Below are 21,694 nucleotides of genomic sequence, written 5' to 3' on the forward strand. Positions count from 1 at the left end.
TAACCAGTAAAATTATTTGATGGTTAACTATTTTATACTATAATTATACATAAAGTCAGAAAAAAGTAAATTTTAAGAAGAAGGTGGATTGAATTGAATCAAAACGCTCCAAATGAACTAGAATATATTCGGGAATTTTTAAATACATGGAGAATACCAAACGATACGAGAGAGCCAATTGATTTGCTGCAAACAAAAGAAGATATAAAGCTCTTTATGAAAGAATATTTTGATGAAGAGTTTCCATTTCATAGGATAGAGGAATTAAGAGGTTTTCGAGAAGATATTCGGATGACAATTGAAGGCAAAGGATCATTGCAAAAATGGTTAGAGAAATACCCATTTCATGTACATATAAAGGATGATATGAAAGGTATTACATATGAACCAGTATATGAAAAGAATGTGTATACAAAAGTGTTAAGCATTGTATTAATGTCAATTCAAGAAAATGTGTGGGGAAGGTTAAAAGCATGTCCAGATTGCCGCTGGGTATTTTATGATCATTCGCGTAATGGAAGTAAAAGATGGTGCGGTATGTATGCTGGAGAAGAAGGAGGAAGAGCGTGCGGTACAATTGCAAAAGTGAAAAATTACCGAGCGAAGAGAAAAGGAAGAACGGGTTATGATGTGTAATTAATAGTGGGGAAGAAAATGGATGGGGGAATGTAGCATATGAAAGGTACACAAATGTTAGCTTTAAATAAAAAGTGTTGGGATACAGTTGCACCTTATTTCTTTCAAGTGGATTGTTTACCGAAATATGGTCCTTATACGGCGTCTGAAGATGAGATTCATTTGTTCGATTCAATTAAAGATAAAAAGGTACTTGATATTGGATGTGGAAGTGGGCATTCGCTGAAATATATGGGGGAACATGGAGCAGAGGAAGTATGGGGTCTGGATCTTTCAAGTGAACAAATTAAAATAGCGAATGAAACGTTAAAGAGTTGGAATCCAAAGTTAATATGTGGAGCAATGGAAGAAGAAGGGGATATACCGAAAGATTATTTTGATATTGTATACTCCATTTATGCATTAGGCTGGACTTCGGATTTAAGAAAAACGTTGGAATTGATTTATTCGTATGTAAAGCCAGGAGGAAGTTTTATTTTTAGCTGGGAGCATCCCATATATTCAAACTTACAGTATGGTACAGAAGAAGTTGCTATAAAGTCTTCTTATCATGAGGAAACGCCCATTACGTTTGAAACATTTAAAGGAGAAAATGTACAAGCGACATTATATAAGAGAAAAATAAGTACATACATAAATGAGTTAAATAGAGCGGGATTTAAAATTGAGAGAATAGAAGAGCCTGAACCATCAAGCTCGTTTGATGGAGAACTAGCTGAGCCGTCTACGAAGTATTATTCTTTATATAAAGCTAGAATGGTGCCGACTACTTTTATTATTAAAGCTAGAAAATAAACTGTTTTTATAAAAGAAGCCTATCATTTCAAACAAATGATAGGCTTCTTTATTTTAATAAAATTCAGGTTAAATGTGTACTTTTCTTATAAAAATGCATTTCATATAAAAGGTGTAATTATTTTGGGGAAGGGGGATTGTTGTGCGTCATCATAGAAAGTGCAAAAAATTTGGAGTGGCACTGCCTCTTCCGCTTCTAGGAGCAACGGGTCCGACAGGTAATAGTGGTCCAATCGGTCCAACTGGAGGGCATGAAGGTCCTGTTGGTCCTACAGGGGTGACTGGACCGACGGGAGCAACTGGGCCCCAAGGTCCTCAAGGTATCAGGGGGATACAAGGTCCCCGAGGGACAACAGGAGCACAAGGAATACAAGGGGTTATTGGTGATACAGGAGAGCAAGGTATAACTGGCCCAACTGGTCTCCAAGGTGCTCAAGGATTAATTGGTAACCAAGGTCTAATTGGTGATATTGGAGTACAAGGATTAGAAGGAATACAAGGAGCTACGGGTCCTGCTGGTAGTCAAGGTATACAAGGCATACAAGGAATACAAGGGGAAATAGGTGAGCGAGGACAAACAGGGGCACAAGGAATGCAGGGAGAGAGAGGCATAACTGGAGTCTCGGGTATAACTGGTCCACAAGGCCCTCAAGGTGTTCAAGGAATACAAGGAGAGCAAGGGGCTATTGGTATACAAGGGGAAGACGGCTTCCAAGGTATACAAGGAATTACTGGAGAAGAAGGCCCACAAGGAGCTCAAGGAATACAAGGTGAAGTGGGTCCAACTGGTTCTACTGGAATGCAAGGTGCCCAAGGTATAAGTGGAATAAAGGGGATAACAGGTGTAATAGGTTTACAAGGACCACAAGGTGTGCAAGGAATACAAGGTATAACGGGAGCAACAGGTTTTCAAGGGATAAAGGGAATAAGAGGTATAACAGGAGCGACGGGTAGTATTGGCGCTCAAGGCTCAGAAGGACCACCGGGCGGTCCGACGGGAGTGACCGGTCCAATTGGCCCTTCTAGTGGGGTGACTGGACCAGCTGGCCCACCCGGTCCACCAGGAGGTCCAACAGGTCCAACGGGTGCGACCGGTTCAACAGGTGTAAGCGGAGGGATAGGACCAATTGGAGCGCAAGGAGTGGAAGGTATAACAGGTCCAACAGGTTCTCAAGGTGTAAGGGGAGCGCAAGGTTCCCAAGGTGTAGTTGGAGCAGTTGGAGTACAAGGAGCACAAGGTCCTCAAGGTAACCAAGGTATAACAGGTCCAACTGGTGCAGAAGGTTCTCAAGGAATACAAGGTCCGCTGGGAGTAACTGGTCCAACTGGTGCAGAAGGTCCTAAAGGTATTCAAGGTATACAAGGTGTGATAGGTCCAACAGGTGCACAAGGAATGGTGGGAATACAAGGGATAGCTGGTCCAGTTGGTGTTACAGGAGCGGAAGGAGCTCAAGGAATACAAGGAATCCGAGGAGCAACTGGTCCTGCTGGAGCACAAGGTATACAAGGAGTTCAAGGAATTCAAGGGGAAACAGGAGCAGCTGGAACACAAGGTCCTCAAGGTGTTCAAGGGATACAAGGGACTACCGGATTGACAGGTACACAAGGTGCCCAAGGTCCTCAAGGAGTGCAAGGAATAATAGGACCGACTGGAGCTATTGGTTTGCAAGGTCCTCAAGGATTACAAGGAATAACGGGTCCAACAGGAGCGCAAGGAGTGCAAGGAATACAAGGAGTGCAAGGAATTATCGGCCCAACAGGTGCACAAGGAATTAGAGGTCCCCAAGGAAATACAGGGGAAGTCGGTATAACAGGCTCACAAGGAGTCCAAGGAGCGCAAGGTAGTCAAGGCCCACAAGGCCCACAAGGAAATGTTGGAATTACAGGAGCAACGGGCGAAACTGGAGCCACAGGAGCAACTGGGGCAACTGGACTACAAGGTGTGCAAGGTGTTCAAGGGATTACGGGAATACAAGGAATAACGGGAACGACAGGCAATACAGGTGCAACGGGTCCGCAAGGAATACAAGGTATACAAGGGATTCAAGGGTTGCAAGGCCCAATTGGAGCAAGTGGGGTGACAGGTGCTAGTGGTAGTATAGGCCCAGTTGGAGCACAAGGTAGTCAGGGCCCAAGTGGCGTGGTGGGACCGACAGGAGCAACTGGTAGTGCAGGGTCAATAGGTTTCTTGGGAATAGCGGGAGCGACAGGAGCGACTGGCTTACCTAGCGGGGGAGGTTATTTCTTTTCTACTTCAACGAGTATAATTGCAGCGAATGCGTTAATACCAATTAATTCTGGATCTACAGTTTTTGGTTCTGATGTCAGTTTAACAAATGCAACAACTGTAACGTTAAGTACGCCAGGAATTTATTTAGTAAGCTATTATTTTCAAGGCGATCCAACTGCCGGAAATGAAACAATTTCAGTGAGGCTTACTTTAAATGGAATACAAGTCGCAGGGAGTTTTATTTTTTATGTTACAGGAGGTACTTTTATATTAGAACCAGCAGTTTCGAATACGATGGTCATTGAAGTTACTTCTTCAAATGCAACTTTGTCTTTACAAAATGGTCCGTTAGCTATCGGGCATGTAACGACATTATCTGGTGTGATAACAGCTAGTTTAAATGTATTAAAAATAGTTTGATACGTTAGTTATAACGGGGGAGATGCTTGTGAAGAATCAAGATAAGTGTAGTAAGTTTCAAGCACCTATTCCTTTTCCACCGCCAGGTATTACGGGGCCCACTGGTCCAACCGGTCCAACTGGTGCTTTAGGTGGACCAACTGGACCGCAAGGAATACAAGGCGTACAAGGTCCAATCGGTCCAACCGGCCCACAAGGAATACAAGGAGTGCAAGGGGTGCAAGGAGAAAATGGTCCAACCGGCCCAACTGGTTTAACTGGACCACAAGGTTCTCAAGGTAATCAAGGACCTATGGGAGAACGAGGCCCACAGGGAATACAAGGTGTTCAAGGAATACAAGGAGAAAGAGGTCCGACTGGTCCAACTGGTATTCAAGGGATACAAGGAATTCCTGGCCCAATCGGTCCGACCGGTCCAACAGGAATACAAGGCATACAAGGAATGCAAGGAGAAATCGGTCCAACCGGCCCAACAGGAGTACAAGGAATACAAGGAGTGCAAGGGGAAATTGGTCCGACTGGACCAACTGGAAATACTGGTATACAAGGTGTGCAAGGTAATTTAGGAGGTAGTGGTTTACAAGGTGTAACCGGAATACAAGGAATACAGGGTCCGATTGGTCCAACAGGGCCAACTGGTTCTCAAGGAATTCAAGGGGAGCAAGGACCAATGGGTCCACAAGGGGAAACTGGTGTTCAAGGTTTACAAGGCCCCCAGGGAGAGATGGGGCAGGTAGGTCCAACAGGAATACAAGGGGTGCAAGGTGTAATCGGTCCGACTGGTCCAACCGGTTTACAAGGTGATCCAGGTCCAACTGGCCCAACAGGAGCCACTGGGATAACTGGTCCGACAGGTTCTGCAACTGGCCCGACTGGAGCAACCGGTCCAACTGGTCCACCAGGAGGTCCAACTGGTCCAACCGGTCCAGCAGGATCACCAGGGGGTCCAACTGGTCCGACTGGAGCAACAGGGGCAACAGGAGCGACCGGAGCAACAGGAGCGACTGGAATTCAAGGGGTACAAGGAATCCAGGGACCGACCGGAGCAACTGGTGTAACAGGTTTGCAAGGAGTACAGGGACCAATGGGGGCAACGGGTCCAACGGGTGATCAAGGCATTCAAGGTCCACAAGGGATACAAGGAGTAACCGGTCCGACTGGTCCGCAAGGTCTACAAGGAATCCAGGGACCGGTAGGAGCAACCGGTCCGACTGGTCCACAAGGAGTGCAAGGGGCACAGGGGCCAATCGGTCCAACCGGCCCTCAAGGGATACAAGGCATACAAGGTGAGCAAGGAGTAAGGGGAGCGACCGGTCCAACTGGTTTACAGGGGCTACAAGGAATCCAAGGTCCGAGTGGTCCAACCGGTCCTCAAGGAGTGCAAGGCGTACAAGGTCCGAGTGGCATAACAGGTCCAACTGGTCCTCAAGGAATACAAGGTATTCAGGGACCACAAGGAGATATAGGTCCAACGGGAGCGACTGGAATACAAGGAGTGCAAGGCCCAGAAGGTCCAACCGGTCCAACTGGTGCAACAGGCCCGCAAGGGATTCAGGGAATACAAGGGATACAAGGTCCAACCGGTCCACAGGGAATTCAAGGTCTGCAAGGAATTCAAGGTCCGATTGGTCCAACAGGCCCGACTGGACCTCAAGGCATACAAGGTATAACTGGCTCGACGGGTCCAACCGGTGCAACTGGTGCAACAGGTCCGACGGGAGTAACAGGCCCTCAAGGTCCTCAAGGAATCCAAGGTCCACAAGGAGTAACAGGTCCAACAGGAGCGACCGGCTCTACGGGAGTAACAGGTCCACAAGGAATCCAAGGAATCCAAGGTTCGCAAGGGATAACGGGTCCAACGGGAGCAACTGGAGTGACTGGAATAACAGGCCCACAAGGAATCCAAGGAATTCAAGGCCCACAAGGTGTGACGGGAGCAACCGGCGCAACAGGAGCGACAGGAGTGACTGGTGCAACTGGACCAACCGGAATCCAAGGCATACAAGGAATAACTGGAGCAACAGGGGTAACGGGGGTAACGGGCCCAACAGGAGCAACAGGTCCAACTGGCTTGACAGGAGCAACAGGATCATCTGCTATATCGACAGGTGGTGGCTATTTCTTCTCTACATCAACAAGTGCAATTGCGGCAAATGCTACCATCCCAATTAATTCTGGATCCACTGTATATGGAACTGGTGTATCGTTAACTAGTGCAACAACTGTCACGGTATCCACGCCAGGAATATATTTAGTAAGTTATTATTTTCAAGCGGATGCAACTGGTGGGAATGAAACGGTGTCTGTAAGATTACTATTAAACGGAACACAAGTAGCAGGGAGCTTTATACTAAATGTAACGACATCGACTGTAGTGTTAGAACCTGCTATTTCCAATACGTTACTAGTCAATGTAACAAGTGCAAATTCAACATTAGTGTTACAAAATGGTCCATTAGGTGCAGGGCATGTGACCACTATAGCAGGTGCGATTACAGCAAGTTTAAATGTAGTGAGAATTTTATAAAGAATATAAAAAACACAAGGAATGTCTTTGTAAGACACACCTTGTGTTTTTTAATATTAAATAAACATTTTCTTCATCTTTTCGGTTGGAAAATATGCTGAAAGAAGTATTTGTGATGTAAGTTATCTACAACTTTATTTGCTTGATATGTGCGTTGTTTTTCAATTCGGAGTCTTTGCTCCATCATTTTAATTGCGTGATCAGATAAACGTAACATAATACATTCTCCTTTTCTATAAATATAGGTGACTATTTGATATCGATCCCATATTTATAATTAAGGAGGCAAAATGTATAACATAGGCAAAAAGCACCTTCCTCTCCCATTACGCTTACGAGGTTAGCTGTCGGACTCGGGAAGTGAGAGTTTCCCTACTTAAAAAAGATTCGCCCCAAGTAGCATAGCTACAAAAATGGTTCCCCCGCTCCAAAATTTGGACTCAGCAAAAGGTTTTATAAAGTAAAAAATAACATAAAGGAGCGAACAAGTCAAATTATTTTGTGTATTCTGTCTTTTTTAATTGCGCAAGAATCATACCGTCAGGAAGTATTGTATCTGATACTGTAATGAATCCGTGTTTTTTATATAAAGTAATAGCAGGGGTATTCGCTTTACCTGTTTGTACAATGTATGTCATTGAAGAGGGAAACATGTTAAATATATAAATTAGGAGTTTTGTTGCGATTCCTTTTTGAAAAAAATCGGGGGATATAACTAACCTGTGGATATCGATTAGTTTTTCTTCTTGTACAAAAGAAATAAAACCGACAAGTTTATTTTCAGAAAAATATCCATAGAATGTTTCAACACAACTTTGAATATCGTTTACAGTATCATATAAACGAGGTATGGCAGTACTATTTAAGTAGTCTGCTTCAACTTTATAAGCTGGAATTTGAACCTGTAAAATGGACGTTGCTACTTCAAAAGAACTGGAATTTAACTTAAGAATCATAGATAATGAAGCCTCCTTTAAATATGGTATATGAATATAATTGCTTTATGGGTGAGTTTGACAATATTTTTCTTTTTTGCATATAATATATGTATCTCCATATGTAAAATAGTAGTAAATATATTTCTATAGTGAAATATGATTAGCAATGATAAATACATATGTTTGTATTAAATCATACAAACTATAATAGAAATGGAGGGCTAAAAATGGGATGGATTATCACATTAATAGTTGGTGCTATTATAGGTGCAATTGCTAGTTCTATAACAGGTAAAAATTTCCCGGGTGGTATGTTCGGAAATATTATCGCAGGTTTATTAGGTGCTTCTTTAGGTGGTAGATTATTTGGATCCTTTGGGCCATCATTTGGTGGGATTCATGTAGTGCCAGCATTATTAGGTGCAATCGTGTTAATTTTTATTGTATCATTTGTAGTGAAAGCTGCAAAGAAATAGATATATAGATTATGATGAAGAGCCCTGAATAAGGGCTTTTCATCATTCGAAGAGGTGGTTTCATTGGAGAAAATAAATATAAGAAAAAGAGATAAGTTAAGAAAGTTTTTTAGAGAACAAAATTATTTGGCGGTATTACTTGGATTTGCGTTATTGTTCATTAATATTTTATTGCTAACAAAAATATCATTTGTTTTTACACCGTTTATCGTATTTTTAAAAACAATTTTCTTCCCAGTACTATTAGCAGGCGTACTATTCTATATTTTACATCCATTCGTTTCGCTTTTAGAAAAGAAAGGTGTTTCAAGAATCGTATCGATAGCTTCTATATATTTAATCGTACTAGGATTATTTGTATTTTTAGTTGTAACGGTTATCCCTATTATTAAAGATCAAATTGATGCATTAATTGATAACTTACCGTATTTTGGCCATGAGATTGAACAAGCAGCACGTAGATTCGGGGAAAGTAATTTACTCGGTAAAATTCAGGAGAATTTAAATATTAATGTTGCGAATATGGTAAAAGACTATACAGTTGATTTTACAAAGTCATTATCATCAGTAACTGGGAATGTAACTGGATTTTTGAGTACTATTACAGAGGTTGTTTTAACATTTGTAATGGTTCCATTTATATTGTTCTATCTTTTAAAAGATGGCGAACAATTGCCGAATCACTTCTTAAAGTTCATTTCAGAGCAAAGACAACCAGCAGCAATGAGAATACTAGATGATATGCATTATGCGATTAGCTCGTATATTAGAGGTCAAATTATCGTCAGCTTATTTATCGGTATTATGCTATTAATTGGTTATCTTATTATTGGTATAAAATATGCGGTACTACTTGCAATTTTAGCGATGATTGTAAATATTGTTCCGTACGTAGGCCCAATTATCGCGATTACACCAGCGTTAATTATCGCATTTATCGACTCGCCAGCAATGGTGTTAAAAGTAATTATCGTTATGATGGTTGTACAATTAGCAGAAGGTAAATTTATTTCTCCGCAAGTTATGGGGAAAAAGTTAGATATTCACCCGATTACTATCATTTTTATCATTTTAACTGCCGGAAACTTATTCGGGATTATGGGCATTATTTTAGCCATTCCAGGATATGCGATATTAAAAGTGTTAGTTACGCACGGTTATAGATTTGTTAAGTTGAATACGTGAAAAAAAGCGCTAAAACAGTGGGAACTGTTTTAGCGCTTTTTTATTAACAATTCATTTGCATATTGGCGCGCCCATTGATCCGCTTACAATACGAGGTTGAAACGTTTTGATTTGTTGCTCAAGAAGATCAATATTATAATTTGCGGTTAAACCGACGATTTTAAAATGTTCAGGGTGAGCTGAAACGACATCTAATGCAGATGTGCCGATAGATCCTGTGGAACCTAAAATGGATATATATTTTACCATGAAAAAACCTCCAAAGTTGTTTCGAATATTTCTGCAAACCTATATAATATTAGACAATTGAAGTGGAAATTCCTGCTATATAAAATAGAAAATTCGGGTTTGTTTGGAAGTGAAATGTGATAAACTGTAAAAAATAACGAAAAAGCAATGAAAGAGAAGAGTACATATTCGAAACTTTTCAGAGAGCTGATATGTGGTGAGAATCAGTAAGGGATGAATATGGAATGGACTCTGGAGCTTCTAACTGAAATGAGTAGGTAAAGACGGTTACTTCACGTTATTGAAGTATGAAGTGAGCTAATGATAGCTAATTAAGGTGGTACCGCGGGAGTCTCTCGTCCTTTTTAAGGATGAGGGGCTCTTTTTATTTTGCGAAAGGAGGAGTTAGTGTGAGTGAGAAAATAATGTTAACAGGAATTAAGCCGACAGGTTATCCGCATTTAGGGAATTATATTGGTGCGATTAAACCTGCATTACAAATGTCAAAGAATAATGAAGGAAAAGCATTGTACTTTATAGCTGATTATCATGCATTAAATGCTGTTCATGATCCAGAGAAGTTCAGCAGTTATACGAAAGAGGTAGCAGCTACTTGGTTATCACTTGGACTTGGAGAAGATGTTATTTTTTATCGACAAACAGAAGTGCCGGAGATTCTAGAATTAGCTTGGATTTTAGCTTGCCTAACTCCGAAAGGTCTTATGAACCGTGCTCATGCGTATAAAGCGAAGGTGGAGCAAAATAAAGAAGCAGGGTTAGAGGTCGATGCGGGAGTGAATATGGGGTTATACACGTACCCGATTTTAATGGCAGCTGACATATTATTATTTCAAGCTACTCATGTACCAGTTGGAAAAGACCAAATTCAGCATATTGAAATTGCGCGTGATATTGCGACGTATTTTAATCATACATTTGGCACGACATTTACACTTCCAGAGTATGTCATACAAGAAGAAGGAGCTATTTTACCTGGTCTTGACGGAAGGAAGATGAGTAAAAGTTACGGAAATGTGATCCCATTATTTGCAAAGCAAGAAAAACTACGAAAGTTAATATTTAAAATCAAAACAGATTCTTCACTTCCAAATGAACCGAAAGAACTAGAAACCTTGTTTACAATTTATAAAGAATTTGCGACAGAAGACGAAATACAGTCATTACGTGAAAAATATGAGACTGGAATCGGATGGGGCGATGTGAAAAAAGAGTTGTTTCGCGTTGTAGATCGAGAGTTAGCTGGACCTCGTGAGAAATACACTATGTATATGAATGAAACGAATTTATTATATGAAGCGTTGGAAAACGGTGCTGAGAAGGCACGCGCTATTGCAAAGGTAAATTTAGCGGAAATTAAAAAACGGATTGGATTTGAGAGGGAACGTTAAGCGTTCCCTTATTTTTTTTGATAATCTGTAATAATCCTCTCAATAACAGAGGGAAGATTATTAGGTAATTCATTAAGTGAAAAGAAGCGTAATTCTTTCGATTCACTTTGATCGCATACAAGTTCACCATGAAATTCTCGGCAAATATAAACAACGAGTACACCGTTTACTTGATCGCCGTTTGGATAGATTTGAAAGAAGTCTGGCCCTGAGTATGTACGGAATAGTTCTGGATTTTTAATAATAAGTCCAGTTTCTTCAAACACTTCTCGTTTTAAAGCATCTTCTAACGTTTCGTTATATTCTAGGGCACCACCAATAATGCTCCAGCGGTTAAAATCTGTACGGAGCTGCAGCAATACTTCATCTTTTTCATTTAATATAATGGCGTGTGATCCTATTAGAATAAGTGGATGATTTCCTACTAGATTTCTCATATCTTCAATATAACCCATGTCATTGCTCCTTGTATTTAATAATAGTTAGGAATTTCTTTTAACATTCTTTCTGTTTTACGTGCTGTAAAGGCTAAGTTATGGTCGTCTTTCGTTCTGAAAAATAATGTGCGTAAAAAGGTTTTAATGTTGGCACATAAAATACAATACTCATTAAGCGAAAGGCGTTTTCTAATTTGAGGAAGCCTTTTTATTTTTTTATGAATAATAGAAATTAACTCGTTTTGAGGAAAATCATGATACAGCATTGCTAGTAATGGCGTAACAATGCGCTCATCTTCGTTATTATGAAAAAGGTCAGATGGAATAAAGATTTTATTTAATAAACAATGAATTAATTCTTCGTACCATTCAAAAGTTGTATACGTATTATGAACAATTTCAGTAAAGGCATCAGATACGTGAGCAAGACAATGAGCCCATCCTTTATTTTCGATATAGCCCCGAAAATCCGTTTCTAAGTTTGTGTATGTAATGAGTTTATTTTTTATTTCTTCGATATCTTCCTCTGTACAAAAGTAGTGCGAATTAGCGAATTGGAGTATTAACGCAATTAACGAAACAGTGTAAGAACGTGTGAAAACCCCATCTGTATGTGGGGAGTAAATGTCACAATATAAATACTCATCACTTAAACAAGTTTGCAGAAGTAATTTCAGCTGATCGTCCATAAGGAATTCATGATGAATGAAATGCGCAAAACATTTATATATAAGTTGGTAACGAACGTAGCTATCAGTCGTTCCGATATACTGAAGCATGTTCAAAGTTAACTCATTTACGTCTATATGCTGTAGTTGCGTATAGTCATTTTGTTGTATAAGCTCTAACTGTTGTTGCAATGCTGTAATATCCACTGGAGAACCTCCTCCGCACTTTAAAGATGCGATCTTTTCTAGTATTCTATATATTCAAGGACAATCCTGCTCATGCAAGGAGAACGATTAGAAATTCGAGTATGATATAGATGAGGGAAGAATATGACGACGATAGAACAGTTAGAAAAACATTTTAAAATAAGAAGAAGTGCTTCTTCTATTATGATAAAAGAAAATAATGCAGAGATTTTTACAGAAGAGCAATTAGAGGAAATGATGCAATATTGCGTTGCTGAAGCTAAAAAAGGTGAATTAGAAAAACTACATTTTGAAATCTCTTCAAAAAGTCCAAATTATGATGTGTATAAAAAATGTTTTGAAACGTATTCATTTGAATATGTTACGGAAAACATGATTGTATTTAAAGATATATATGAAGTAGAAGATGTAGAAAGTGAAATGGATTTTAAGCTTATTGAAGAAGTTGGAGAAGAGGCTTTTTATTCACTGTGGAATGAAGCGACGGGAGAACCAGTCGCTCCTGATCAATTTGTGCATATGATGCTACAAGAAATTGGTGAGCAGTGGAAAGAACATTGCTTAACAGCGAGTGTAGGTGAAGAGCCGATAGGGATTGTAATTCCGCATATTGAAAGAGGTACGTTAGAAGAAGGGAAACTTATGTACTTCGCAGTTACTCCAAATATGCGTAATAAGGGATATGAAGCTGCATTATTTGCAGGTGCGATGTTTGTCTTAAAGGAAATAGGTGCATCTTATTATATTGGTGAGACAAATATGCAAAATGAGTGGATGAATGATGTTTTTGAAAAGAATGGATGTCAGTTGCTGAGTTGTACTGAGCGGTATGTGAGGGAGTTTTAAGATATACCCTGGGACACATCTAGTGGGAACCCGTGTACAAATTTTGAACAAGTAAAAGAACTTTTCGCCTGTTTGTAAGATAAAAAGAAAAATGAGAACGACAAAGTAGTTATTCCTATAATAAAATAGAGTAAGATTTGACTATAAGAGAAAGCGTTGGTGAAAGAATGGAGCAGCAAAGAAATTGGCTACAAGCAACTGTAGAGAGAAATGAAGATAATACGTTACAAATAAAATGGGAAAATAATATAGAAGAAGTTCGTATTTATTGGAGTACTTCACCAGAACATATTGAAGAAACTGGAGAATTACTTGCAACGGTAAATGGAGAATTATCATATACAATTGAAAACCCGAGTGAAAATGAACGTCCATATTTTAGATTAGTAGGAAGTAATGGACAAGCAGTAACAGTAGCTGAGCGTAGACTGCCATTACAAGGCGCGTTTAACTTCCGTGATATGGGAGGATATGAAACGACAGAAGGCCGTAAAGTGAAATGGGGCAAATTATACCGTTCTGAAGAATTAGCAGGACTAACAGAATGGGATATTGCGTATTTACAAAAGTCTGGCTTAAAGTTAATTTGTGATTACCGTACAGACTTTGAAGTGAAGCATAAGCCGAATCCAGAAATTACAGGTGTTCGTCAAGTGTGCTTACCAGTTATGCAAGACTTAGCGAAAGACTTAAATATAAATGAGTTTTTCCAAGTTGGTGACCTTTCTATGTTAGGAAAACCAGGTGAGTATCTTGTGAAAATGAATCAAGATTTCGTAAGTGGTAACGAGGCATTCGTGAGCTTCTTAAACTTAGCGCAAAACCCGGAAAACTTACCGTTAGTAAACCACTGTACAGCTGGAAAAGATCGTACTGGATTTGGTTCAGCATTATTACTACTTTTACTAGGTGTACCAGAAAAAACAGTAATGGAAGACTACTTACTAAGTAACGGATTCCGTGAAAAGCTAAATGAAAAAATGATGGCCTTTTTAGGTGCGAAATTACAAAACGATGAGAGCAGAGCGATATTAGGTGCAATGTTTGAAGCACGTGCTGAATACTTGCAAGCTGCGATTGGTGAAATTCAAAAGCAATACGGATCAGTTGAAACATACGCTGAAAAAGCTCTTGGCTTTACGAAAGAGTCGTTAGAGGAAATGAAAGAGTTATTGCTAGAAGATTAATAATGAGAAGGAGGCTGAGCGGATTAGCCTCCTTTTACTATTGTTGCTATAATTTTGTTAATGAGGATGTTGTGCACAGAGGAGAAAATGGATGAAAAGAACTTAAGAATCGGGGGATAAAATGATTCATACACGTGTAAAAGCAGAGGGGTTAAGAGAGAAGCTGGCAACAATACTAAGTCAAGAGTATAAGGAACTAGCTATTCAAGATTTAAAGGTGATTGGAACGGGAGTGCAAAATATTGTTTTTCAAGGAGATTCAGAAAAGGGGTCTTTGGCATTTCGAGTACCGTGGGAAAGAGAAGTGGAAAATATAAATGAAGACTTATTTAACAGTCGGATTTCGTTGCAAAAGGAAGCGGAGCTGTCTAAGTATTGTCATTCAAAAGGTATTCCAGTACCAAGGATACACGGATTGCATCTTTCAACCGAACTTGATTTTTTAATTTCGGATTGTGTGTATGCTGATCATATGCCAATTTCCGCATGCAAAATAGGGGAGTTAGTGAGCAATCTTCATAGTATGCCAATTGATGGTTTGTATTACAAACAAAATATTAGAGAGCCTATTAGTAAGTATATAGCAGAACGAATTGTGAAACGGATAGAAGGGTTTAATACAATCACGAACTGCAAAATTAATCTTCCGGATACAAAAACAATTGAATATATTCTTAGTACAGCAGATCATGTAAAATGTTTATTACATATGGACATTCGACCAGCCAATTTAATCGGGTATAATGGAGAAGTTAAAGCAATAGTTGATTGGGATAATGCTTTAATTGGTCATCCATTGCTGGAGCTTATGAGAATAGCTGAAACAAATGAGGTTAGTTGGGATGAATTTAAAGATGGATATAAGAATGATAGTATCTTTAATGTTACTCCTCATATTGTTAGTTTATTTTATAGACTAGATACAGCAGTCATGCTAGCAAATTTATTTATAGCACATTTGAAAATAAAAGATAAAGGTGTATTCTATAAAGAGCGGGTTAAAGCGCTTCATCACGACATATATAAAAACTTATAAGCAATGAGAACGAAGCTTTTAAAATAGGAATTGAGGAGAACATCATGAAATACAAATTTATATTATTCGACGTAGACGATACATTATTAGATTTCCCTGAAACGGAAAGACACGCATTACATAATGCGTTTGTACAGTTTGGCATGCCTACAGGGTATAATGATCATCTTGCAAGTTATAAAGAGATTAGTAATGGATTATGGAGAGATTTAGAAAATAAAATGATTACGCTAAGTGAATTAGCCGTAGAGCGATTTAGACAATTATTTGCACTTCATAATATAGCCGTAGATGCGCAGCAATTTAGTGATGTATACCTTGAAAATTTAGGGAAGGAAGTACATCTTATAGAAGGCGCAGTGCAATTATGTGAAAATCTTCAAGATTGCAAGTTAGGTATTATTACGAATGGATATACGAAGGTGCAACAATCAAGAATCGGAAATTCGCCTTTATGTAATTTCTTTGATCACATTATTATTTCTGAAGAAGTTGGTCATCAAAAACCAGCGCGTGAGATTTTTGATTATGCATTTGAGAAATTTGGAATTACGGATAAATCAAGTGTACTAATGGTCGGAGATTCGCTAACTTCTGATATGAAAGGCGGAGAAGACTTCGGCATTGATACGTGTTGGTATAATCCGAGTTTGAAAGAGAATAAGACGAGTGTTAATCCGACTTATGAAGTGGAGAGTCTGCTACAAATTTTAGAAATTGTAGAAGTGGCTGAAGAAAAGGTAGCTTCATTTTAATTGTGCTGATATTTGTCGAAAAATCGATATATTTGAAAAATCGTTGATATATTGTAAGTTGTGATAGATATATTTGAAAAATCGCTCATATAAATTCATATACTAAGATATAGAACAAAAAATAGCGCTACTATACAAGATCATTCACGTGTTATAATGCGTGAATTAAATATGCGTATATAAATAGTCTCTCAGAGTGATGCGATGTCATGTATGATTAGTGTAACAACTAGAGGTGAATAAAGGATGTTAACGTTTTTATTTGAGTTAGACAAGAATCTCCCGCAGAAGGATGAGCCACGGTATGATGCTTATTCAAAGGGCTTTATCGAAGGAGATGTAACGATTTGCGCGAGTGACAGTGTATTTTTTCAAAAATCATGTATGAAGGTTGCAGAGCTGGGGATTTATTTAGGTCAGTGGATGGAACAAGTTCAACATGGGCAGAACGTGCCTATGAAATATGAAACGGCTGACCGTGAAGAGGTAATTCTTGGTTTCTTCTACGAAGAGGATTATAATCAATGGAATGTTTTTTCCAGCTGGCAAGAATTTGAACTTCAAGAGCGTATAGCTACTACAACATTAATAGAGAGCGTTCAACGCTATTTATATGAGTTAAATAAGGAACTGCGCATGATAGAATATCCTGTGACGTTTGATCAGTACTTAAGAGGAGAGCGAATGATGCAGCTCTCTTACAAACGACCGTGTGATAGCAAAGCAGATACGACGCCGATAGAGGTTTATAATGGAAGTGAGCAAGTAGGTGTAGTAAGGGGCTATTATAAAAATACGCTGATGAGAGTGCTGGATTTTATTCCGAAAATTGGTAGTAATATTATTTATGAAATAAAGGATAGTAAGGACAATATTCGCGTCATTGCAAAGGATGTAAGTAGGCAGCGCCAAAGAAGGATTTTAGTAACGTACAAAGATAATCATGATGCAGAGCATGAAATACTTGTATGTGACGGAAAGTTATTGGATGCAAATTTCTTATTTACCTTTACATATAAGGCAGAAGAATATGTTGTCCATAAAACTTCATTTGGAATGGGAAAGTTATTACGAAAGGGCTATGTAATTGCAGATTGGAATATTCGTCTTGAGGAAGATATGTATTACATTGAGATGAATGTATATGATGAAGATTACATGCAGGATCAATACTTACTATTAGGCGTATTTCATGCGGTTTTATATGGATAATCAATGAGAAATACCGTCATTCTTCTTGGAAAGAATGACGGTATTTTTTATTTATCCTCAAAAATAAAAATCTCATCAATCGTACTATGTAGTGCCTTCGCTATATCGTGAGCAAGTTGTAAGGAAGGATTGTATTTAACTTTTTCGAGATGACTAATTGTTTCACGTCGCACACCAACGCTCTTTGCTAAATCTTCTTGTGTCATGTTCAACTTGGCGCGGTATTCTTTTATCTTCGTTACGAACGCCATGGTGCATCTTCCGTTTCATCAACAGGTTTATCGTAAAAGAACATAGAGAAGCCGAACGTAAGAATGAGTGTGCTGAAAATAAGAGCGATATCAATCTCTTGTAGTACCGGGTTTGGAAATAACATTTCAATAAACAGAATGATAGCGGTAGTTAGTAATGTAACGATAAAGGCATTGCGGCACGATTTATTGACGATTTGTTCAAATAGTTCATCGTGTTGAACTGTTCTATACGATGTGAAAAAGGAGAAGAAACACAACATAGTAAACAGTCCTTTTTCATAAAAAAAGCCGAGGAAACCGAAGAAACCGAGAAACCCTAAATATTTTATCCAAGTAGTTTTCATGATAGGTCCTCCTTACGTTGTTAGAAATAAGTCACGTTATGTTACAAATATATCACAATTGGATAGGAATGGTAATAATAGTTTTCCAGTTTGCTTCATAATAATAGTAAAAAGAGGAAATATGCTGCAAAATAGAGAGGATAATATTGTAAAATGGTTGTAAGGAGGGGGAGGAAGAAATGCTAACTTGGATCATGATCGTTGTATTACTTGTAGTGATTACTGTCATTGCGACGGTGTTAATTGGGCGGAATGGTGATGCAAATTATAGCAAAGCGACAAAGGGGAATATTAAACGCTTAACAATGATTTATATTATACTAGCTGTCGTTTTAGTTGTTGGATTAGGGGTGTATATTTATTTTAAAGGTTAAATAAACTGAAAAATGTAAAAATCTTAAAATAGAAGTATGCTATAATATCAATATAGTTATTTGGTAATTAAGGAAAGGATTGGATGGAATGATTGAAATTACGAATGTGTCAAAAAGTTATAATGGGTCTACCTATGCAGTAAAAGACTTAAGTTTATCTGTACCTAGCGGAGAAATTTTTGGATTTTTAGGGCCGAATGGTGCGGGTAAATCAACGACAATTAAGATGATTACTGGTATTCACGGGGTAGACAAAGGGACTATTACGATTAACGGAAAAAATATTATGGAAGAGCCGATGGAAGCGAAAAAGACGTTTGGTTATGTGCCAGATAGCCCAGATATGTTTTTACGATTAAAAGGAATTGAATATTTAAACTTTATGGCAGATATGTATGAAGTGCCGAAAGACGTACGACAAGAGCGAATTGAGTCTTTAGCGAAGAAATTTGATCTTTACAATGCGTTATCGGATCAAATTCAAAGTTATTCGCACGGTATGAGACAAAAAATCGTTATTATTGGTGTGCTCGTGCATGAGCCAGATATATGGATTTTAGATGAACCGTTAACGGGGCTTGATCCGAAATCCGCATATATTTTAAAAGAAATGATGAGAGAACATGCGGATAAAGGAAAGATTGTATTTTTCTCGACACACGTATTAGAAGTAGCAGAAAAAATATGTGACCGCGTTGCAATTATTAATAAGGGGAATCTTCAGTTTAAAGGGAATTTAGATGAAATGAGAGATCATTTTAAATCCAATGAATCACTTGAAAAAATGTTCTTGGAGATGACGGGCAATGAGTAAAATTTGGACGTTAACGAAAGTATTATTAAAATTAAATTATGCAGATTTTATAACAGATAAGAAGAAGCGATGGGCGTATGTATTTTCATTTGCAGCCATTTTATTTGTCGGCTTTTTACTATTTGGTTCTATCACGCACGCAATGTATGAGGGAATGATACATTTAGGGCAAGATCCAGGAATGATTATCGCAATGGGACTTGCGATTGCGAGTATATGGGTATTTTTAATGAGTATAACGAACATTTTAACTGTATTTTACTACAGCAATGACATTGAAATGTTACTACCATTACCATTAAAACCAGCCCAGATTATTTCGGCAAAATTTTTAACAGTATTAATAACACAATACGTAATGAGTTCATTCATTTTATTACCAATCTTTATTACGTACGGATTAAAAAGTGGCGCATTTATTACATATTACATATACATGATTTTTATTTACTTACTCTTCCCGATTGTGCCGTTAGTACTAGCTTCGTTACTGATGACAGTTATTATGAGGTATACAAATATAGCAAAAAATAAAGACCGAGGAAATATATTTATTGGAATTGTAAGTATACTATTTATTGTAGGAATTAATGTATTTTTACAGTGGAAAAATAAAAGTTCGTTTTCTGAAGATGCAATTGCGGATTACCTTGCGAACAACCAATCTTCTCTTTTAGTACAAATGACAAACTATTTTCCAACTACATATTTCGGAGCAGTGGCATTAGTAGAAAATGCAAATTGGAAGGGTCCTTTATATGTATTAATCTTTGCACTTATTTCATTTGTATTTTTTGTGTTGTTTTATTACATTGCAGAGCGTACATATTTAAAAGGGGTTATTGGACTTTCAACGAGTACAGCAAAAAAAGAGGTCATTTCAGCCGAAGGATTACAGAAATCAACGGTACAAAGTTCACATTTAAAAGCGTATGTGAAAAAGGAATTTAAAACGTTATTCCGTACACCACAATTTTTCTTAAATTGTATTGTACAAACTTTCGTTATGCCGATTATGTTGTTCTTTATTTTATTTGTGCAAGATGGGAATTTAAAGTTTATTACAGAGTATATTAACAATCCAGAGACAACGGGATTTGCAATTGGTGTTGGCCTTTGTGCATCGTTATTTTTAATGGGTAGTAACGTCATTGCAACAACGTCATTTTCGCGAGATGGAAGCTCTTGGTTTGTGAATCGTTATTTACCAGTAAAGGCTTCGGATATCTTTTTTGCGAAAGCAATCACTGCTTGGTTAATTAATGTGATCATTTTAGCAGTATTCGGTATTACGATGGCAGTTGTAGCTGGGATTTCTCCAGTCTTTATGATACTGTGGTTTTTACTAAGTGCGAACGGGTTGTTATTAATTAATTTAATCGGAACACGCTGGGACGCACAAACTGCAGATATTCATTGGGATACAGAGCAGAAATTATTTAAAAGTCGATATACCACTTTGTGGAATTTTTTGGCTAATATTTTAATAGCTTTAATTATTGTGGGGGGAGTAAGTGTATTATACTTCTTCCTTCATGTCGGACTATGGGTTATGTTTATCGTTTTATTTGTAATGTTTACGATTGTAAATTATATCTTTATTAAAATGTTAAAATTAGGTGCTGAACGTATACTGTCAAATATTCAATAAGAAGATAGATCCTCTGTATTCATGCAGGGGATCTGTGTATAGATGGAGGAGAAAAAGGTGAAGAAAATAGCAATTGTAACAGGGGCAACTCGTCTGAATGGAATTGGTGCAGCTGTATGCAAGGTGCTTGCTCAAAAGGGGATAGACATTTTTTTCACGTACTGGCCAAAGTATGATAAAGCGATGCCATGGGGAATGAGTGATCAAGAACCCTTTTTGCTGAAAAAGGAAATTGAAAGTTACGATGTTCGATGTGAAATGGCAGAAATCAATTTATCGCAGTCTTATTCGCCAAATCGTTTGTTTTATATGGTATCAGAACGGTTAGGTGATCCATCTATTCTAGTTAATAATGCAGTATATTCTACTCATACGAGGATTGAGGAATTAGATGTAGAGCAGTTGGATAAACATTATACAGTTAATGTTCGGGCTACTATGCTATTAAGTTCATTGTTTATAAAACATTATTCACTTAAAACGGGCGGGAGTATTATTAATCTTACTTCAGGACAGTCAGTAGGCCCAATGCCAGATGAACTAGCATATGCAGCAACGAAAGGGGCAATCGAAGCATTTACAAAGTCAGTAGCACCAGTTGCAATGGAGAAGGGGATTACAGTGAATGCTGTAGATCCAGGACCGACGAATACAGGATGGATTACAGAGGAGCTGAAGCATCATTTAGTATGGAAATTCCCGCAAGGTAAAGTAGGAGAACCGGTGGATGCTGCGCGCTTAATTTCTTTTTTAGTAAGTGAAGAAGCGAAATGGGTTACTGGGCAAGTCATTCACTCGAATGGTGGTTATTCATAAAAATATTATGTTAACAAATGTTGAGAAACAAAAAACGAAAGAAAATTTTATTTTTTTGTATAAATAAAATGTCAAGAAAGATAAAAATTTGATAGAAGAGTATATTGTCATATGAAGATAGTAATTCTTAATGTGACAATATACTCTTTTTCTTTTACTTGCGAGCAGAAAAATGAAGTAGAAGAAACTCGAATATTAAAATGAGTTTATCAGTTTTTGTACGTATTATTATGAAGATTACTGTCGGAA

Annotated in this window: 22 protein-coding genes, 1 pseudogene, 1 riboswitch and 1 other annotated feature; of the genes and pseudogenes, 16 read left to right on the forward strand and 7 right to left on the reverse strand. The window is 38.1% G+C overall.

The features are described 5' to 3' along the window. The first annotated feature begins 93 nt into the window (after nt 1–93). From AU379_RS07480 to AU379_RS07495, 4 genes are all read left to right on the forward strand, one after another. Nucleotides 94–636 (forward strand): CGNR zinc finger domain-containing protein, encoded by a 543-nt coding sequence (locus AU379_RS07480; RefSeq protein ID WP_001072941.1) that lies wholly within the window; start codon nt 94–96, stop codon nt 634–636. A gap of 39 nt (nt 637–675) precedes the next feature. Continuing rightward, on the forward strand, nt 676–1,431 hold the full coding sequence (locus tag AU379_RS07485; protein ID WP_000679180.1) for a class I SAM-dependent methyltransferase: 756 nt from the start codon (nt 676–678) through the stop codon (nt 1,429–1,431). Nucleotides 1,432–1,573: 142 nt separating this feature from the next. After that, the gene (locus tag AU379_RS07490) at nt 1,574–4,081 is read left to right on the forward strand and encodes a collagen-like protein (protein WP_044584704.1); all 2,508 of its coding nucleotides are present in this window, start codon (nt 1,574–1,576) and stop codon (nt 4,079–4,081) included. Between the two features lie 22 nt (nt 4,082–4,103). After that, nucleotides 4,104–6,608 (forward strand): BC_3345 family exosporium-associated protein, encoded by a 2,505-nt coding sequence (locus tag AU379_RS07495; RefSeq protein WP_061139072.1) that lies wholly within the window; start codon nt 4,104–4,106, stop codon nt 6,606–6,608. A gap of 73 nt (nt 6,609–6,681) precedes the next feature. On the opposite strand, the gene AU379_RS30495 is transcribed toward AU379_RS07495, so the two are convergent. Together AU379_RS30495 and AU379_RS07505 are read right to left on the reverse strand one after the other, a co-directional pair. Next, the gene (locus AU379_RS30495; protein ID WP_000945243.1) at nt 6,682–6,825 is read right to left on the reverse strand and encodes a hypothetical protein; all 144 of its coding nucleotides are present in this window, start codon (nt 6,823–6,825) and stop codon (nt 6,682–6,684) included. A gap of 96 nt (nt 6,826–6,921) precedes the next feature. Next, a riboswitch (cyclic di-AMP (ydaO/yuaA leader) is annotated at nt 6,922–7,064 on the reverse strand. 38 nt (nt 7,065–7,102) lie between these two features. Further along, entirely contained in the window at nt 7,103–7,564 is a 462-nt protein-coding gene (locus tag AU379_RS07505; RefSeq protein WP_061139073.1) for a GNAT family N-acetyltransferase, read from the reverse strand. A 209-nt stretch (nt 7,565–7,773) separates the two neighbouring features. On the opposite strand from AU379_RS07505, the gene AU379_RS07510 reads away from it, so the two are divergent. Further along, nucleotides 7,774–8,022, forward strand: coding sequence for a GlsB/YeaQ/YmgE family stress response membrane protein (locus AU379_RS07510; RefSeq protein ID WP_000539730.1), 249 nt, complete (start codon nt 7,774–7,776; stop codon nt 8,020–8,022). A gap of 63 nt (nt 8,023–8,085) precedes the next feature. Further along, the gene (locus tag AU379_RS07515; RefSeq protein WP_000411480.1) at nt 8,086–9,207 is read left to right on the forward strand and encodes an AI-2E family transporter; all 1,122 of its coding nucleotides are present in this window, start codon (nt 8,086–8,088) and stop codon (nt 9,205–9,207) included. A gap of 81 nt (nt 9,208–9,288) precedes the next feature. Here AU379_RS07515 and AU379_RS07520 read toward each other — a convergent pair. Beyond that, a pseudogene (locus AU379_RS07520) lies at nt 9,289–9,456 on the reverse strand (1-deoxy-D-xylulose-5-phosphate reductoisomerase); the annotation flags it as partial. Nucleotides 9,457–9,594: 138 nt separating this feature from the next. Continuing rightward, nucleotides 9,595–9,802 (forward strand) — a binding site (T-box leader). Between the two features lie 43 nt (nt 9,803–9,845). On the opposite strand from AU379_RS07520, the gene AU379_RS07525 reads away from it, so the two are divergent. Continuing rightward, nucleotides 9,846–10,844, forward strand: a complete 999-nt coding sequence (locus AU379_RS07525; RefSeq protein WP_030026542.1) for a tryptophan--tRNA ligase — start codon at nt 9,846–9,848, stop codon at nt 10,842–10,844. Between the two features lie 8 nt (nt 10,845–10,852). Here the strand turns inward: AU379_RS07525 and AU379_RS07530 are convergent, their stop codons facing one another. Continuing rightward, nucleotides 10,853–11,299 (reverse strand): NUDIX hydrolase, encoded by a 447-nt coding sequence (locus tag AU379_RS07530; protein WP_030026541.1) that lies wholly within the window; start codon nt 11,297–11,299, stop codon nt 10,853–10,855. A 17-nt stretch (nt 11,300–11,316) separates the two neighbouring features. Then, complete coding sequence (locus AU379_RS07535; protein WP_000355452.1) at nt 11,317–12,156, reverse strand: DUF2785 domain-containing protein; 840 nt, start codon at nt 12,154–12,156, stop codon at nt 11,317–11,319. A gap of 123 nt (nt 12,157–12,279) precedes the next feature. Between AU379_RS07535 and AU379_RS07540 the strand changes: the two genes are divergently transcribed. The 5 genes from AU379_RS07540 to AU379_RS07560 all read left to right on the forward strand — a co-directional run bounded on the left by AU379_RS07540 (nt 12,280) and on the right by AU379_RS07560 (nt 17,192). Continuing rightward, nucleotides 12,280–13,002, forward strand: a complete 723-nt coding sequence (locus tag AU379_RS07540) for a GNAT family N-acetyltransferase (protein ID WP_061139074.1) — start codon at nt 12,280–12,282, stop codon at nt 13,000–13,002. Nucleotides 13,003–13,169: 167 nt separating this feature from the next. Beyond that, entirely contained in the window at nt 13,170–14,189 is a 1,020-nt protein-coding gene (locus AU379_RS07545) for a tyrosine-protein phosphatase (RefSeq protein WP_061139075.1), read from the forward strand. A gap of 121 nt (nt 14,190–14,310) precedes the next feature. Further along, a complete protein-coding gene (locus tag AU379_RS07550; protein ID WP_000582026.1) occupies nt 14,311–15,225 on the forward strand; it encodes a phosphotransferase in 915 nt (304 codons plus the stop codon). Between the two features lie 44 nt (nt 15,226–15,269). Beyond that, a complete protein-coding gene (locus AU379_RS07555) occupies nt 15,270–15,980 on the forward strand; it encodes a YjjG family noncanonical pyrimidine nucleotidase (protein ID WP_000875414.1) in 711 nt (236 codons plus the stop codon). Nucleotides 15,981–16,226: 246 nt separating this feature from the next. Then, a complete protein-coding gene (locus tag AU379_RS07560; RefSeq protein WP_000955104.1) occupies nt 16,227–17,192 on the forward strand; it encodes a hypothetical protein in 966 nt (321 codons plus the stop codon). A gap of 47 nt (nt 17,193–17,239) precedes the next feature. Here the strand turns inward: AU379_RS07560 and AU379_RS07565 are convergent, their stop codons facing one another. Together AU379_RS07565 and AU379_RS07570 are read right to left on the reverse strand one after the other, a co-directional pair. After that, nucleotides 17,240–17,443: a helix-turn-helix transcriptional regulator gene (locus AU379_RS07565; protein ID WP_000896306.1), complete on the reverse strand. Its 204-nt coding sequence runs from the start codon at nt 17,441–17,443 to the stop codon at nt 17,240–17,242. Further along, a complete protein-coding gene (locus tag AU379_RS07570; protein ID WP_000859233.1) occupies nt 17,431–17,790 on the reverse strand; it encodes a DUF3796 domain-containing protein in 360 nt (119 codons plus the stop codon). Before AU379_RS07570 ends, AU379_RS07565 begins: the two co-directional genes overlap by 13 nt. Before the next feature lie 179 nt (nt 17,791–17,969). Between AU379_RS07570 and AU379_RS07575 the strand changes: the two genes are divergently transcribed. The 4 genes from AU379_RS07575 (at nt 17,970) to AU379_RS07590 (ending at nt 21,445) form a co-directional block, all read left to right on the forward strand. Beyond that, nucleotides 17,970–18,164 (forward strand): hypothetical protein, encoded by a 195-nt coding sequence (locus tag AU379_RS07575; protein ID WP_000958863.1) that lies wholly within the window; start codon nt 17,970–17,972, stop codon nt 18,162–18,164. 88 nt (nt 18,165–18,252) lie between these two features. After that, nucleotides 18,253–18,978 (forward strand): ABC transporter ATP-binding protein, encoded by a 726-nt coding sequence (locus AU379_RS07580; protein ID WP_000570203.1) that lies wholly within the window; start codon nt 18,253–18,255, stop codon nt 18,976–18,978. After that, nucleotides 18,971–20,629: an ABC transporter permease gene (locus tag AU379_RS07585; RefSeq protein WP_000036887.1), complete on the forward strand. Its 1,659-nt coding sequence runs from the start codon at nt 18,971–18,973 to the stop codon at nt 20,627–20,629. The genes AU379_RS07580 and AU379_RS07585 overlap by 8 nt, the downstream gene beginning before the upstream one ends. 57 nt (nt 20,630–20,686) lie before the next feature. Next, nucleotides 20,687–21,445 carry an SDR family oxidoreductase gene (locus AU379_RS07590; RefSeq protein WP_000716965.1) on the forward strand — a complete coding sequence of 253 codons (759 nt, stop codon included), beginning with the start codon at nt 20,687–20,689 and terminating at the stop codon, nt 21,443–21,445. The last annotated feature ends 249 nt before the right edge of the window (nt 21,446–21,694 follow it).

Origin of the sequence: Bacillus sp. JH7 (assembly GCF_001563515.1) — a bacterium.
Lineage (GTDB): Bacteria > Bacillota > Bacilli > Bacillales > Bacillaceae_G > Bacillus_A > Bacillus_A cereus.

Excerpts from the sequence above, each read along its gene's own strand:
- AU379_RS07485 (WP_000679180.1), top strand. The coding sequence starts at position 676 with ATGAAAGGTACACAAATGTTAGCTTTAAATAAAAAGTGTTGGGATACA.
- AU379_RS07495 (WP_061139072.1), top strand. The coding sequence starts at position 4,104 with ATGCTTGTGAAGAATCAAGATAAGTGTAGTAAGTTTCAAGCACCTATT.
- AU379_RS30495 (WP_000945243.1), bottom strand. The coding sequence starts at position 6,825 with ATGTTACGTTTATCTGATCACGCAATTAAAATGATGGAGCAAAGACTC.
- AU379_RS07505 (WP_061139073.1), bottom strand. The coding sequence starts at position 7,564 with ATGATTCTTAAGTTAAATTCCAGTTCTTTTGAAGTAGCAACGTCCATT.
- AU379_RS07510 (WP_000539730.1), top strand. The coding sequence starts at position 7,774 with ATGGGATGGATTATCACATTAATAGTTGGTGCTATTATAGGTGCAATT.
- AU379_RS07530 (WP_030026541.1), bottom strand. The coding sequence starts at position 11,299 with ATGGGTTATATTGAAGATATGAGAAATCTAGTAGGAAATCATCCACTT.
- AU379_RS07540 (WP_061139074.1), top strand. The coding sequence starts at position 12,280 with ATGACGACGATAGAACAGTTAGAAAAACATTTTAAAATAAGAAGAAGT.
- AU379_RS07545 (WP_061139075.1), top strand. The coding sequence starts at position 13,170 with ATGGAGCAGCAAAGAAATTGGCTACAAGCAACTGTAGAGAGAAATGAA.
- AU379_RS07550 (WP_000582026.1), top strand. The coding sequence starts at position 14,311 with ATGATTCATACACGTGTAAAAGCAGAGGGGTTAAGAGAGAAGCTGGCA.
- AU379_RS07555 (WP_000875414.1), top strand. The coding sequence starts at position 15,270 with ATGAAATACAAATTTATATTATTCGACGTAGACGATACATTATTAGAT.
- AU379_RS07560 (WP_000955104.1), top strand. The coding sequence starts at position 16,227 with ATGTTAACGTTTTTATTTGAGTTAGACAAGAATCTCCCGCAGAAGGAT.
- AU379_RS07565 (WP_000896306.1), bottom strand. The coding sequence starts at position 17,443 with ATGGCGTTCGTAACGAAGATAAAAGAATACCGCGCCAAGTTGAACATG.
- AU379_RS07570 (WP_000859233.1), bottom strand. The coding sequence starts at position 17,790 with ATGAAAACTACTTGGATAAAATATTTAGGGTTTCTCGGTTTCTTCGGT.
- AU379_RS07575 (WP_000958863.1), top strand. The coding sequence starts at position 17,970 with ATGCTAACTTGGATCATGATCGTTGTATTACTTGTAGTGATTACTGTC.
- AU379_RS07580 (WP_000570203.1), top strand. The coding sequence starts at position 18,253 with ATGATTGAAATTACGAATGTGTCAAAAAGTTATAATGGGTCTACCTAT.
- AU379_RS07585 (WP_000036887.1), top strand. The coding sequence starts at position 18,971 with ATGAGTAAAATTTGGACGTTAACGAAAGTATTATTAAAATTAAATTAT.